This is a genomic window from Candidatus Mycobacterium wuenschmannii (assembly GCF_030252325.1).
Lineage (GTDB): Bacteria > Actinomycetota > Actinomycetes > Mycobacteriales > Mycobacteriaceae > Mycobacterium > Mycobacterium wuenschmannii.
Genome location: NZ_CP126981.1, coordinates 1,814,479 through 1,828,477, shown reverse-complemented (window position 1 = coordinate 1,828,477; position 13,999 = coordinate 1,814,479). Strand labels below are relative to the sequence as shown.

Genomic DNA, 13,999 nt, shown 5'->3' with positions numbered 1-13,999 from the left:
CGGGCACGCACCTAACGTGATCCGCCCGTACACCTCCGCGCCGATCGCCGCACTGGCGCTGTGAGCACATCCGCGTCGGGGCTACGACCCCGCTTTCCTGATCGGTCGTCGAAACAGCTACAGGCAACGGCACCCACCGCGGTGCCGCCAGGGGGTAATAAGCGATGGAATTCGTGAGCTATCCGCCGGAGGTCAACTCGGCCCGGATGTATGCCGGCGCCGGAGCGGGGCCAATGCTGGCCGCTGCCCAGGCCTGGAATGCGCTCGCCACCGAACTGCAGTCGGCAGCGGACGCCTATCAGGCGATCACCGCGGAATTGGTCGCCGGTCCCTGGCAGGGGCCGTCGTCGGCGGCGATGAGCGCGGCAGCCGCGTCTTATGCGACATGGTTGCGAGGAACCGCTGCCCAGGCCGCACAGAGTTCCGCTCAAGCCAGGTCTGCAGTCGCCGCGTACCAGACCGCGTTTTCGGCGACAGTCCCGCCGCCGATGGTGGCGGCCAACCGCAGCCAACTGGCCGCTCTCGTGGCGACCAACCTGCTCGGCAGAAACACCCAGGCGATTGCGGCCACCGAAGCGCAATACGGGGAGATGTGGGCCCAGGACCTGGAAGCGATGTTCGGCTACGCGGCCTCGTCGGCCTCCTCGACGGTGCTCACGCCCTTCGATCCGCCCCCGGAGACCACCAACCCGGTCGGCGTTGCCGAGCAGGCCGTCAGTCAGGCCAACGGAGCCGTAGAAGGTACCGCTCAGCAAGCCGTCTCCGCCGCTGGAGAAATGCTCAGTGCGGCCGCGACGCCCGAAGAAGAGTTCCTCATCCTCCTGGCCGACATTCTGACCATCCTGTTGGCCGGTCCAGCCCTCTTCTCACTGTTCATCGCCGTGCCAGCCAGCGTGGTCGGCGTCGTCGGCTTCCCGGTGAGCCTCGTCGGCGTCGGGGCCGGCCTGCACACCGACGAGATCATCAGCGGCTGGAACGGCGAAGAGCCCTACCCGGGCACCGACCCGGCGCCGGTCAAGCCATTCCCGGCTCCGCTGCTCAATCTGCCGGCCGGCACGATACCGCCGGCGCGGGTCGACGCCAGCCTGGGTGAGGCCAAGATCGTCGGAAACCTATCGGTGCCGCCTACCTGGACCGTTGCCACACCCGCAGTCCAGCCCGTCGCGTACACGTTGCTGGGGACCGCGGCCGCGGCCAACGCCGCGCCCGATGCGCAAATCGACTCCAACAGCACGCTCAGCGAGATGGCCCTGGCCGGGATGGCCGGGCGGGTCATGGCCGAGACGGTGAGCGCGGGTGCGGGGCGGGTGGCACAGGGCGCTCGTACGGCGGCGCGGGCCGGTTCCGGGGCGGTGAACGCAGCGCGGACGACCGCAGGTGGCGACGAGGCCGCCGCGCAAGAGGGGCCCCGCCCGGTGGTGACCGGCGTAGCGGCAGAACTCCGCGAGTTCGCCAAGCTCGTCGACGAAGGACTCTTGACGACAGACGAATACGCCCACCAGAAGAAGCGGCTGCTCGGTCTCTGAAACGACCCGCCGAGCGCCCTCATCATCTGGAAGAAGTAAGCGTGCCAATAGATTTCGCGATCTATCCACCCGAGGTCAACTCCCTTCGGATGTACACAGGTCCGGGGCCGGGCCCCATGCTTGCCGCCATGCAAGCCTGGGCCGCCCTAGCCGACGAGCTGTACACCGCGGCCAGTGCATATCGGTCAGTGGTGTCGGAGCTCACCCAAACGGCCTGGTTGGGACCGTCATCCAGGACGATGAACACCGCCGCCGAACGCCATGTTCACTGGCTGAGCGCCACCGCCGCGCAGGCCGAGGAGACCGCCACCCAAGCCCGAATGGCCACTGCCGCGTACGAGGCGGCGTTCCTGGCGACGGTGCCGCCGGCCGAGGTCGCTGCCAACCGCAGCCTGCTGGCGGCGCTGATTGCGACCAACTTCCTGGGACAGAACACACCAGCGATCGCCGCCACCGAGGCGCTCTACGCCGAGATGTGGGCGCAGGATGCGCTGGCGATGTACACCTACGCGGGCTCGTCGGCAGCTGCGGTCGTACTGTCGCCCTTCAGTTCTCCGGAGCAAAACATCAACCCGGGTGCGCTTGCCGGCCAGGCCGCCGCCGTCGCCGGGCAAGCGCAGAACGCCATATCGGTTGTGCCGCAGGCATTGTCGGTGTTGGCGGCTCCGGCCCAGGGCGACGACTTCGGCTTGCTGGCCGCTTTGGCCACGCTGCTCCTGGTTGCGCCAGGCGACTTCTTGGGCGTCATCGTGTTGGCGCCGGTCGACGTGCTGACCGGATTCGCCGAAGTGCCGGGCGCGACCTTCACGACCCTGTCGGGTATCGAGGACGACGAAACCTTCAGCCACTACAACGGCGAGCAGCCCTGGCCGGGTGACGGCCCGGCACCGTTGTGGGCGTTCCCGGCACCGCTGACGAACCCGCCCGCCGGCCTGCTTTCCGCGTCGACGACCGCGGCGTTGGGCGAAGCGAACCTGGTCGGGACGCTGTCGGTCCCGTCGAGTTGGCCCGGCCTGGCTTCCGCGATCCGTACCGTTGCGCTCAGCACGCAGCTCGCCCCCACGGCCGCCGCGTCCCAGGTCGGCGCGGCGATGGCCGGGCAGGCGATGGTCGGACCGCCGCCATCGAGCGTCGACCAGAACGAGAAGCCCATCACCCACGCGCGGCTGACCAGAACGCCGAATGCCGTACCGGCCGTCACGGCGTCGTCCGCGCCGCGGAAGGTGGTGACCGGTGTCGTGGCCGCGATCCGCGCCATCGCCAGGCAGCGCGCCGACGGTCTGCTCACCGACGAGGAATACGACGAGCGCAAGAAGGACCTGCTGGAAAGCGCCAGCGGCGTCCTGGTGGAGCGGGCGACGGGAATCGAACCCGCGTAGCTAGTTTGGAAGACTAGGGCTCTACCATTGAGCTACGCCCGCGCATGTTGGTCGAGCGCGACTTTACGGCTCGGCAGACATCAAATCCAAATGATGCCGCGTCCCGTGATCTGGTCGTGAGGCCAGTACACAGGGCTGGCTGGCCGTGGCCGTAGGATCGCGTGGTCACCGCGGGGTGTAGCGCAGCTTGGTAGCGCATCCGCTTTGGGAGCGGAAGGCCGCAGGTTCAAATCCTGTCACCCCGACTGGCACGCCACACCCCATGGGCCCGAGCATGACAAGTCCATCAGCACAAGCAAGGAGCACACCCGTGAAGAGCACCGTCGAGCAGCTGAGCCCCACTCGGGTTCGGATCAACGTAGAGGTGCCATTTGGGGAACTGAAGCCAGACTTCGACCGCGCGTACAAGGAGCTCGCCAAGCAGGTGCGGCTGCCAGGCTTCCGTCCGGGCAAAGCACCCGCCAAGCTGCTCGAGGCGCGCGTCGGCAAGGAAGCGATCCTCGACCAGGTGATCAACGAGGCGCTGCCGAGCCGCTACGGCCAGGCCGTCACCGAGGTCGACGTGCGACCGCTCGGCCAGCCCGAGATCGACGTCACCAAGAAGGAGTACGGCGAAGACCTGGTCTTCACCGCCGAGGTCGACGTGCGGCCCGACTTCACACTGCCGGACCTGAGCGCCCTCAAGATCACCGTCGACCCGATCAAGGTCAGCGACGAGGACATCGACACCGAACTGCAGAACCTGCGCGCCCGGTTCGGCACCCTGACCGGGGTCGAGCGCCCCGTCGCCACCGGCGACTTCGTCTCGATCGACCTGTCGGCCACCATCGACGGCGAGGAAGTGCCCGACGCCGCGACGGAGGGCCTGTCCCACGAGGTCGGCTCCGGCCAGCTGATCGACGGACTCGACGATGCGATCGTCGGCCTGTCCGCCGGCGAGTCCAAGACCTTCACCACCGAACTGGCCGCCGGGCCGCACGCCGGCAAAGAGGCCGAGGTCACCGTCAAGGTCGGCTCGGTCAAGGAGCGCGAACTGCCCGAGCCGGATGACGAATTCGCCCAACTGGCAAGCGAATTCGACACCATCGACGAATTGAAGGCCAACCTGTCCGAACAGGTCAGCCGCGTCAAGCGCGTGCAGCAGGCCGAGGAGATCCGCACCGCCGCGCTGGATGTGTTGCTGGACGGCGTCGAGATGCCGCTGCCTGAGGCGATCGTTCAGGCTCAGGTGGACAACACAATTCACAACGCACTGCACGGTCTGGACCACGACGACGCCAAGCTCGCCGAAGCCCTCGAGAAGCAGGGCACGACTCGCGAGAAGTTCGAGGTCGACGCCCGCGCCGAGGCCGAGAAGGCGATCAAGACGCAGCTTCTACTCGACGCCTTGGGCGACGACCTCGACATCCAGGTCGGCCAGGACGACCTCACCGAGCGTCTGGTGATGACGTCGCGCCAGTACGGCATCCAGCCGCAGGAGTTGCTCGGCTACCTGCAGCAGCAAAACCAGCTGCCGGCGATGTTCGCCGACGTGCGCCGCGGCAAGACGATCGCCGCGGCGGTCGAGGCGGCCACCGTCAGCGACAGCGACGGAAACGTGATCGACACCTCGGAGTTCTTCGGGGGCCGCGGCCAAGAAGGCGAAGAGGATCTAGAAGACGGCGAAACCGACGAGGCGGGCGACGCGGAGTGACGCTCTGAGCGAACGCGGGGGCTTCGGGGACTCCTCGAGGGTCGTCGTTGGTTAGTGTCGGTGCATACGGAACGTGGCAATCAAGAAAGCAGGTAACCCACTGTGAGCCGTGGGACTGAAATGCGCGGCAGCGCGCTGGGTCTGAACCTCACCGACTCGGTCTATGAGCGATTGCTCTCCGAGCGCATCATCTTCCTGGGGTCGCAGGTCGACGACGACATCGCCAATCGGCTGTGCGCGCAGATCCTCCTGCTCGCCGCCGAGGACTCGACCAAGGACATCCACCTCTACATCAACTCACCCGGTGGATCGATCAGCGCCGGCATGGCGATCTACGACACGATGGTGTTGGCGCCCTGCGACATCGCCACTTACGCGATGGGCATGGCCGCCTCGATGGGTGAGTTTCTGTTGGCCGCCGGCACCAAGGGCAAGCGTTACGCCCTGCCGCACGCCCGCATCCTGATGCATCAGCCGCTCGGCGGCGTGACCGGTAGCGCGGCCGACATCGCCATCCAGGCCGAGCAGTTCCACGTCATCAAGAAAGAGATGTTCCGGCTCAACGCCGAGTTCACCGGCCAGACCCAGGAACGCATCGAGGCCGACTCCGACCGCGACCGGTGGTTCACCGCCCAGGAAGCGCTGGAGTACGGATTCGTCGACCACATCATCACCCGCGCCGCTCACATCACCGGAGAAGCCGAATGAACCCCGAGATCCAGCCGCAGGCGCGCTACATCCTGCCGTCGTTCGTCGAGCACTCCAGCTGGGGTGTCAAAGAGTCGAACCCGTACAACAAGCTGTTCGAGGAGCGCATCATCTTCCTCGGCGTCCAGGTCGACGACGCGTCGGCCAACGACATCATGGCCCAGCTGCTGGTGCTCGAGTCGTTGGATCCCGACCGCGACATCACCATGTACATCAACTCGCCCGGCGGTAGTTTCACGTCGCTGATGGCGATCTACGACACCATGCAGTACGTGCGCGCCGACATCCAGACGGTGTGCCTCGGTCAGGCCGCCTCGGCCGCTGCGGTGCTGCTGGCCGCCGGCACCCCGGGCAAGCGGATGGCGCTGCCCAACGCGCGCGTGCTGATCCACCAGCCGTCGCTGTCCGGCGTGATCCAGGGTCAGTTCTCCGACTTGGAGATCCAGGCCGCCGAGATCGAGCGCATGCGCACGCTGATGGAGACGACGCTGGCGCGCCACACCAACAAGGACCCCGGTCAAGTCCGCAAGGACACCGACCGCGACAAGATCCTGACCGCGCCGGAGGCGAAGGACTACGGGATCATCGACACGGTCCTGGAGTACCGCAAGCTGTCGGCGTCGACGGCCTGATCTCGTCGCACTCGCCGAACGTGCTCGCGTTGCGACGCTTTCGCGGGCCACGGCGCGCTTATCGGTCAGATAACGGCCGCGACACTGCGGCGCGCCCGCCGAGCGTAGGGGCGCTGCAAGCGATATGTTCTTGCGCACAACACGAATATCACCGACGCGATTCACCTCTATCGGTCGCATCGCCGTGGAGCAAGCGGGTAGCGTCGGTCCTTACACGTGACGTAGCACAACCACGACGGTGAACAGGAAGTAGGCCCCTAGCACCATGGCGCGCATCGGAGACGGCGGCGATCTGCTGAAGTGCTCGTTCTGCGGGAAGAGCCAGAAGCAGGTCAAAAAGCTCATCGCGGGGCCTGGCGTATACATCTGCGATGAATGCATAGACCTGTGCAACGAGATCATCGAAGAGGAACTCGCCGACGCCGACGACGTAAAACTCGACGAACTTCCCAAGCCCGCCGAGATCCGGGAATTCCTGGAGGGTTACGTCATCGGCCAGGACACCGCCAAGCGGACGCTGGCCGTCGCGGTCTACAACCACTACAAGCGGATTCAGGCCGGCGAGAAGGGCCGCGACTCGCGCTCGAGCGAGTCGGTCGAGCTGACCAAGTCCAACATCCTGATGCTGGGCCCCACGGGCTGCGGCAAGACCTATCTGGCCCAGACGCTCGCCAAGATGCTCAACGTGCCGTTCGCGATCGCCGACGCCACCGCGCTGACCGAGGCCGGCTACGTCGGCGAGGACGTCGAGAACATTCTGCTCAAGCTGATCCAGGCCGCCGACTACGACGTGAAGCGCGCCGAGACCGGCATCATCTACATCGACGAGGTCGACAAGATCGCCCGCAAGAGCGAGAACCCGTCGATCACCCGGGATGTCTCCGGCGAGGGCGTGCAGCAGGCGCTGCTGAAGATCCTGGAAGGCACCCAGGCCTCGGTCCCCCCGCAGGGCGGTCGTAAGCACCCGCATCAGGAGTTCATCCAGATCGACACCACGAACGTGCTGTTCATCGTGGCGGGCGCGTTCGCCGGGCTGGAGAAGATCGTCTCCGACCGGATCGGCAAGCGGGGCCTGGGCTTCGGCGCCGAGGTGCGCAGCAAGGCCGAGATCGACACTCAGGACCACTTCGCCGAGGTCATGCCCGAGGACCTGATCAAGTACGGCCTGATTCCCGAGTTCATCGGGCGTCTGCCGGTGGTCGCCTCGGTGACGAACCTCGACATGGAGTCGCTGGTCAAGATCCTGTCCGAGCCCAAGAATGCGTTGGTCAAGCAGTACACCCGGCTGTTCGAGATGGACAACGTCGAACTCGAGTTCAGTCAGGACGCGCTGGAGGCCATCGCAGAACAGGCGATCCACCGCGGCACCGGTGCCCGTGGGCTGCGCGCGATCATGGAAGAGGTTCTGCTGCCGGTGATGTACGACATCCCGAGCCGCGACGACGTCGCCAAGGTCGTGGTGACCAAGGAGACCGTGCAGGACAACGTGCTGCCGACGATCGTGCCGCGCAAGCCGTCGCGTGCCGAGCGCCGCGACAAGAGCGCCTAGCCACTCTGCCGTAACCGTTGAGCCCGGCGAGCGCGGTACCGGGCCGCATCGCTCGCGCGCTGGATCTGTCGAACTTCTTCCTGGCCGATGTTCGTGATGGCCTCGGCCCGTATCTGTCGGTCTACCTGCTCCTGACTCACCACTGGGATCAGGCCTCGATCGGCGTCGTGATGGGAATCGGGGGCATCGCCGCAATCGTCGCGCAAGCGCCCGTCGGTGCCCTCGTCGACCGCACCTCGGCCAAGCGCGCGCTGATCGTCGGCGGCGCGGTCAGTGTCACCGCCGGAACGCTGGCGATGCCGCTGTATCCGCGCTTCGGTGCGATCGCGGCACTGCAGGTGCTGACCGGAATCGCCGGTTCGGTTTTCGCCCCGGCGCTGGCCGCGATCACGCTCGGCGTGGTCGGCGCGCGCCGATTCTCGCGGCGGATCGGGCGCAACGAGTCGTTCAACCACGCCGGCAACGCGACCGCCGGCGCGATCACCGGGGGACTGGCCTACGGCTTCGGGCCGGTCGTCGTGTTCTGGGTGCTCGCCGCGATGGCCGCGCTCAGCGTGGTGGCGACGCTGTGGATCCCGGGTGACGCGATCGACCACGACCGCGCCCGCGGGATGGATCACGTTGCGGGCGAAGCTCATCCGCAGCCGTCCGGGTTCGCGGTCCTGCTGCGCGACCGTCGGCTGCTGATCTTCGCGGCGGCCATGGCCGCATTTCATCTCGCCAACGCCGCGATGCTGCCGCTGGTCGGCCAGGTGCTGGCACTGCAGAACAAGGACGTCGGCACCGCGTTGATGGCGACCTGCGTGGTGGCCGCCCAGGTGGTGATGGTCCCGGTGGCGTATCTGGCCGGCACCAAGGCCGACAGCTGGGGTCGCAAGCGCATCTTCCTGATCGGCTTCGCCTTCCTGACGGCTCGCGGCTTCCTCTACACGCTGTCGGACAACCCGTACTGGTTGGTCGGCGTCCAGGTGCTCGACGGCGTCGGCGCGGGGATCTTCGGCGCGCTGTTCCCGCTCGTCGTGCAAGACCTGACGCACGGCAGCGGGCGATTCAACGTCAGCCTGGGCGCACTCACCGCCGTGTGGGGCGTGGGTGCCGCGCTCTCCAACATCCTCGCGGGCTCGATCGTGGTGGCCGCGGGCTATCGCGCGGCTTTCGTATCGCTGGGAATCATCGCCGCCGCGGGCCTCACGCTGTACGCGGCGGCCATGCCGGAGACGGGCCCGAGGGCCGCGCGAATATCGAGTTAGCCCAGGCTGGCGGCCTCCCCCAAATGGGGGAGACGGCAGGGGAGCAAATGTTACTCATGCGTAACTACGACTCTTAGAGTTCGTCACCCGAAAATAGTGACCAACGCCACACTCGATGTTCACCGGTGCCGACCGCGCATGTCTGACCTCGCGCTTTAGCAGCGAAGCGGTAGCGTGAGGACGTAGACGGGTGTCCATGAATCCCTAAGAGAAGTGCAATAATCGGTACTGCCAGTGACATAAAAATCGACCGGGCCGGTACTCGGACGATTCGCTCCGGTTTCGGCGATATGCCGGGACGGTGAACAGCTACGGAAGGCGGCGACGTGGGTCCGAACGGAAACGGAGCCGACACGGCGCGCCCCGGCCGGAAGAAGCCGGAGAAGCTGGAAAAGATCGTCATTCGTTTCGCGGGCGACTCCGGCGACGGCATGCAGCTGACGGGTGACCGATTCACTTCGGAGGCAGCGCTTTTCGGCAACGACCTGGCCACCCAGCCGAGTTACCCCGCCGAGATCCGGGCACCGCAGGGCACGCTCCCCGGCGTCTCGTCATTCCAGATCCAGATCGCCGACTACGACATCCTGACCGCCGGCGACCGGCCCGACGTGCTGGTTGCGATGAACCCGGCGGCGTTGAAGGCCAACATCATCGACCTGCCGATCGGCGGCCTGGTGATCGCGAACTCCGACGAGTTCACCAAGCGCAACCTCGCCAAGGTCGGTTACGAGAACAACCCGCTCGAGACCGGTGAGCTGTCGGACTACAAGGTCGAAGCCGTCCCGATGACCACGCTGACGCTCGGCGCCGTCGAAGTCATCGGCGCCACCAAGAAGGACGGTCAGCGCGCCAAGAACATGTTCGCCCTGGGCTTGCTGTCCTGGATGTACGGCCGCGAACTCGAGTCCAGCGAGCGCTTCATCCGAGAGAAGTTCGGCCGCAAACCCGACATCGCCGAGGCCAACGTCCTGGCGCTCAAGGCGGGCTGGAACTTCGGCGAGACCACCGAGGCCTTCGCCGTCACCTACGAGGTGGCGCCCGCCAAGCTGCCGCCCGGGGAGTATCGCCAGATCTCCGGTAACACCGCCCTCGCCTACGGGATCGTCGCGGCGGGCCAGGTGTCCGACCTGCAGGTGATGTTGGGCAGCTATCCGATCACGCCCGCGTCGGACATCCTGCACGAGCTGTCCAAGCACAAGAACTTCAACGTCATGACGTTCCAGGCCGAGGACGAAATCAGCGGCATCTGTGCGGCTTTGGGCGCTTCCTACGGCGGTGCGCTCGGCGTGACGAGTACGTCCGGTCCGGGTTTGTCGCTGAAGTCCGAGGCGCTGGGTCTGGCGGTCATGACCGAGTTGCCGCTGATCGTCATCGACGTGCAGCGCGGCGGCCCGTCGACCGGTCTACCCACCAAGACCGAGCAGTCCGATCTGCTGCAGGCGCTCTACGGCCGCAACGGCGAGTCGCCGGTCGCCGTGCTGGCGCCCCGCTCGCCATCGGATTGCTTCGACGTCGCGCTCGAGGCCGTGCGCATCGCGGTGGGCTATCACACCCCGGTGCTGATCCTGTCCGACGGCGCGATCGCCAATGGCTCGGAGCCCTGGCGGATCCCGAATGTCGATGAGCTGCAACCCATTCAGCACACCTTCGCCAAGCCGGACGAGCCGTTCATGCCGTACGCACGGGATCCGGAGACGTTGGCCCGCCTGTTCGCCATCCCCGGCACGCCCGGTCTCGAACACCGCATCGGCGGCCTGGAGTCCGCGAACGGGACCGGCGCGATCTCCTACGACCCGGCCAACCACGACCTGATGGTCCGGTTGCGGGAGGCCAAGATCGAGGGCATCACGGTGCCCGACCTCGAAGTCGACGACCCGACCGGTGACGCCGAACTGCTGCTGATCGGCTGGGGCAGTTCCTACGGCCCGATCGGCGAGGCCTGCCGACGCGCGCGCCGCAACGACATCAAGGTCGCCCACGCACACCTGCGCAACCTGCGCCCGTTCCCGGCCAACCTCGGCGAGGTGCTGCGACGCTACCCGCAGGTGGTGTGCCCGGAGATGAACCTCGGTCAGTTGGCGCTGCTGTTGCGCGGGAAATATCTGGTCGACGTGCAGTCGGTGACCAAGGTGCAGGGGGTGTCGTTCCTGGCCGACGAGGTCGGGCGCGTCATCCGCGCGGCGCTGGGCGGAACGCTGGCCGAAATCGAGCAAGACAAGACGATGGTCGCCAGGTTGGCGGCGGCCACGGTTGGAGCAGGGAGCTAGGCGAATGACTGACCTGATCGGCACGGACCTGGGCCTCACGGACATGCTGTCCGGACACGGCCGGGTGCCCACCACGGACCAACCGCAGAAGGCCAAGGACTTCACCAGCGACCAGGAGGTCCGCTGGTGCCCGGGCTGTGGGGACTACGTCATCCTCAACACGATGCGAAACTTCTTGCCCGAGTTGGGATTGCGGCGCGAGAACATCGTCTTCGTCAGCGGCATCGGCTGCTCGAGCCGATTCCCGTACTACCTGGAGACCTACGGCCTGCACTCGATCCACGGTCGCGCGCCGGCGATCGCGACCGGGCTGGCGCTCTCGCGTGAGGACCTCTCGGTGTGGGTGGTCACCGGTGACGGCGACGCGCTGTCGATCGGTGGCAACCACCTGATCCACGCGCTGCGGCGGAACATCAACCTGACCATCCTGCTGTTCAACAACCGCATCTACGGCCTGACCAAGGGGCAGTACTCGCCGACCTCAGAGGTCGGCAAGGTCACCAAGTCGACGCCGATGGGCTCGCTGGATCAGCCCTTCAATCCCGTGTCGCTGGCGCTGGGCGCCGAGGCGAGTTTTGTTGGGCGGGCGCTGGATTCAGACCGCAAGGGACTTTCTGAGGTGCTGCGGGCCGCTGCCGAGCACCGGGGTTCCGCGCTCGTGGAGATCCTGCAGGACTGCCCGATCTTCAACGACGGCTCGTTCGACGCGCTGCGCAAGGAGGGCGCCGAGGAGCGGGTGATCAACGTTCACCACGGCGAGCCGATTGTGTTCGGCGCCAACGGTGAATACTGCGTCGTCCGGTCCGGCTACGGCCTCGAGGTCGCCAAGACCGCCGACGTCGCTACCAGTGAGATCGTGGTGCACGATGCGCACGCCGACGACTCCGCTTACGCCTTTGCGTTGTCCCGGCTCTCGCAACAGAACCTGGAGCACACCGTGATGGGCATCTTCCGTCAGGTCAGCCGGCCCACCTATGATGACGCTGCGCGGTCGCAGATCCAGGCCGCGCAAGAATCCAAGCCCTCCGACGGCGCCGCCCTGCAGTCGCTGCTGCGCGGCCGTGACACCTGGACTGTGAACTGACATGACCGCTACGGGTAAGCCGGCCTCGCTCGCCGGTGTGGTGTTGGCTGCCGGCGCATCGCCCTGGCAGGGCCGCGCGAAGGCGCTCAAACAGGTCACCGGCGGGCACACCACGGCGGTCGAGCACGTCGTGAGCGTCCTGGCGGAGCGCTGCCAACCGATCTTCGTCGTGACCTCCCCGGGTCAGTCCGTGCCCGACGTCCCGGCGCAACTGGTTCGCGACGATGTCCGCGGCCACGGACAGCTCTCCGCGATCGGGCGCGGGCTGCGTGCCGCCGCGGATTCTGGTGCCGCGTATGCGTTTGTGGCGGCCACGGATGCCGAGCTCTTGCGCGCCGACGTGATCGACGTGCTGGTCGCCCGGGCGGCTCAGGTCGATGCCGGCATCGTGTTGCCGTGGGACGGCGAGAACCATTATCTGGCGGCGGTGTACAAGACCGAATTGGCTTCTGTCGTAGACGATCTCGTCGCCGCCGGGGAGCGAGATGTCTCCGCTTTGATCGCCCGGGTCGACTCGCAGCGAGTCGTTCTCGCCGACGTGGCCTCGCTCGTCGAGGCCTAGGCGCGTCCGGGCGCACGACGGCCATCTCCTCAATTCTGCGCGAAAGCTGTTAAAGCACTGTCGTTTTCCTGTTCTGGCGTTGGCACACCCAGTTCGGATTGCTGAAATAGCCTGCGACACGGCGTTCTTGCGTGTGATCTTGATAACTTTCGACCTCAACTTCGCATGTCAGACACAGTTTGAGTAATGCGGTCTCGAAGCCGAAAACTGGTGGCGCAGTTCACAAAAAGAGCGTGATTTGACTCACCACAGGAATTTCAGATGCCGTAGCTGACGCTGGCGACAAACGTGTCGTTGACCTGCGCAGTCCATTGGCCGAGTCGCCCTCGGCCGCAACGCGATCGGGTCAATCTCCGGCGTGTCTCGAGATGACGGGTGCGGCCGGCGTCTCGTACGGTCCGATGCGACCTGAAAAGGCGAACAAAAATCGAAACCACGGACCCGCGTGTGAGCGGGGGCTACGGATGGCGACGACGCCCCCGTGTGGCCACCGGGCTGACGCCCGGCATTGGCTGACGCCCCGGCTGTCGTGCCTGAACGAGACGGCGCGATTCGAAGTATCCAAACTGCCGAGCGATCGGCTCACAGCCCATATTGCTGGGCTTGCTTCGGCGCGCGCCCCGCGAAAGGAACGATGTTGAAGAACGTCCGCCAGACGCTTCGCATGGCTGCGCTCACTGCTGTGCTCGCTTCGACCCCGCTGACCCTGTCCACCGCGATCGCCTCCGCCGATTTCGAGCGGCTGACTCCGAACGATCCGGTCCAACTGGCCGGGTTCGTGCCGGCTCCTGCCGCGCCGGCCGCGGACGACGCCCCGGCCGCTCAGCCGGCTCCGGACGCTCCGAACGTTGCTCCGGTCGTCAACAACGCTCCCGAGGCCCCGGCCCCGGATGCTCCGGCTCCCGAGGCCCCGGCACCTGAGGCGCCCGCCCCCGCAGCTCCCGAGGCCCCGGCTCCTGAGGCCCCCGCGCCCGAGGCTCCGGCCCCGGCGGCTCCCGAGGCTCCGGCGCCCGAGGCGCCCGCGCCGGATGCTCCGGCTCCCGCGGTCGAGGAAGCCCCGGCCCCCAAGCGGGTCTACAGCGTCAACTGGGACGCGATCGCCTCGTGCGAGTCCGGTGGCAACTGGGCCATCAGCACGGGCAACGGCTACTCCGGCGGCCTGCAATTCACGCCGAGCACCTGGCGCGCCAACGGCGGCTCGGGTTCGGCGAACGGCGCGAGCCGTGAGGAGCAGATCCGCGTGGCGGAGAACGTCCTGCACTCGCAGGGCATCGGCGCGTGGCCGGTCTGCGGCCGTCGCGGCTGACCAACGCTTCGCTCACAACGGCGGTGGCCGGGCTCATGCCCGC

The 13,999-nt window shown here is 66.8% G+C and carries 11 protein-coding genes and 2 tRNA genes; 12 read left to right on the top strand and 1 reads right to left on the bottom strand.

Annotated features, from left to right (window positions below; translation table 11 throughout):
- Window positions 1–164 precede the first annotated feature (164 nt).
- On the top strand, window positions 165–1,526 hold the full coding sequence (locus tag PT015_RS08735; protein ID WP_285190237.1) for a PPE family protein, SVP subgroup: 1,362 nt from the start codon (window positions 165–167) through the stop codon (window positions 1,524–1,526).
- Window positions 1,527–1,567: 41 nt separating this feature from the next.
- Window positions 1,568–2,905 (top strand): PPE family protein, SVP subgroup, encoded by a 1,338-nt coding sequence (locus PT015_RS08730; protein WP_285190236.1) that lies wholly within the window; start codon window positions 1,568–1,570, stop codon window positions 2,903–2,905.
- On the opposite strand, the gene PT015_RS08725 is transcribed toward PT015_RS08730, so the two are convergent.
- Window positions 2,874–2,947, bottom strand: a tRNA-Gly gene (locus PT015_RS08725). The two genes, PT015_RS08730 and PT015_RS08725, sit on opposite strands and share 32 nt — an antisense overlap.
- Before the next feature lie 129 nt (window positions 2,948–3,076).
- Between PT015_RS08725 and PT015_RS08720 the strand changes: the two genes are divergently transcribed.
- From PT015_RS08720 to PT015_RS08675, 10 genes are all read left to right on the top strand, one after another.
- Window positions 3,077–3,150 (top strand) — tRNA-Pro (locus tag PT015_RS08720).
- 65 nt (window positions 3,151–3,215) lie between these two features.
- Window positions 3,216–4,598 (top strand): trigger factor, encoded by a 1,383-nt coding sequence (gene tig, locus PT015_RS08715; RefSeq protein ID WP_285190235.1) that lies wholly within the window; start codon window positions 3,216–3,218, stop codon window positions 4,596–4,598.
- 102 nt (window positions 4,599–4,700) lie between these two features.
- On the top strand, window positions 4,701–5,306 hold the full coding sequence (locus PT015_RS08710; protein ID WP_285190234.1) for an ATP-dependent Clp protease proteolytic subunit: 606 nt from the start codon (window positions 4,701–4,703) through the stop codon (window positions 5,304–5,306).
- Entirely contained in the window at window positions 5,303–5,938 is a 636-nt protein-coding gene (gene clpP2, locus PT015_RS08705) for an ATP-dependent CLP protease proteolytic subunit ClpP2 (protein WP_240262992.1), read from the top strand. Before PT015_RS08710 ends, clpP2 begins: the two co-directional genes overlap by 4 nt.
- A 265-nt stretch (window positions 5,939–6,203) precedes the next feature.
- A complete protein-coding gene (clpX, locus tag PT015_RS08700) occupies window positions 6,204–7,487 on the top strand; it encodes an ATP-dependent Clp protease ATP-binding subunit ClpX (protein ID WP_285190233.1) in 1,284 nt (427 codons plus the stop codon).
- Between the two features lie 17 nt (window positions 7,488–7,504).
- Window positions 7,505–8,737, top strand: coding sequence for an MFS transporter (locus PT015_RS08695; protein ID WP_285190232.1), 1,233 nt, complete (start codon window positions 7,505–7,507; stop codon window positions 8,735–8,737).
- A 326-nt stretch (window positions 8,738–9,063) separates the two neighbouring features.
- A complete protein-coding gene (locus PT015_RS08690) occupies window positions 9,064–11,004 on the top strand; it encodes a 2-oxoacid:acceptor oxidoreductase subunit alpha (RefSeq protein WP_285190231.1) in 1,941 nt (646 codons plus the stop codon).
- Window positions 11,005–11,008: 4 nt separating this feature from the next.
- Window positions 11,009–12,088, top strand: a complete 1,080-nt coding sequence (locus tag PT015_RS08685) for a 2-oxoacid:ferredoxin oxidoreductase subunit beta (protein ID WP_285190230.1) — start codon at window positions 11,009–11,011, stop codon at window positions 12,086–12,088.
- A 1-nt stretch (window position 12,089) separates the two neighbouring features.
- Window positions 12,090–12,650 (top strand): molybdenum cofactor guanylyltransferase, encoded by a 561-nt coding sequence (gene mobA / locus PT015_RS08680; protein ID WP_285190229.1) that lies wholly within the window; start codon window positions 12,090–12,092, stop codon window positions 12,648–12,650.
- Between the two features lie 637 nt (window positions 12,651–13,287).
- The gene (locus tag PT015_RS08675; protein ID WP_285191004.1) at window positions 13,288–13,956 is read left to right on the top strand and encodes a transglycosylase family protein; all 669 of its coding nucleotides are present in this window, start codon (window positions 13,288–13,290) and stop codon (window positions 13,954–13,956) included.
- Window positions 13,957–13,999: the final 43 nt, after the last annotated feature.

What these genes read in the sequence shown, in the direction of transcription:
- clpP2 (WP_240262992.1), top strand. Translation starts at nt 5,303, where the DNA reads ATGAACCCCGAGATCCAGCCGCAGGCGCGCTACATCCTGCCGTCGTTC.
- mobA (WP_285190229.1), top strand. Translation starts at nt 12,090, where the DNA reads ATGACCGCTACGGGTAAGCCGGCCTCGCTCGCCGGTGTGGTGTTGGCT.
- PT015_RS08685 (WP_285190230.1), top strand. Translation starts at nt 11,009, where the DNA reads ATGACTGACCTGATCGGCACGGACCTGGGCCTCACGGACATGCTGTCC.
- PT015_RS08735 (WP_285190237.1), top strand. Translation starts at nt 165, where the DNA reads ATGGAATTCGTGAGCTATCCGCCGGAGGTCAACTCGGCCCGGATGTAT.
- clpX (WP_285190233.1), top strand. Translation starts at nt 6,204, where the DNA reads ATGGCGCGCATCGGAGACGGCGGCGATCTGCTGAAGTGCTCGTTCTGC.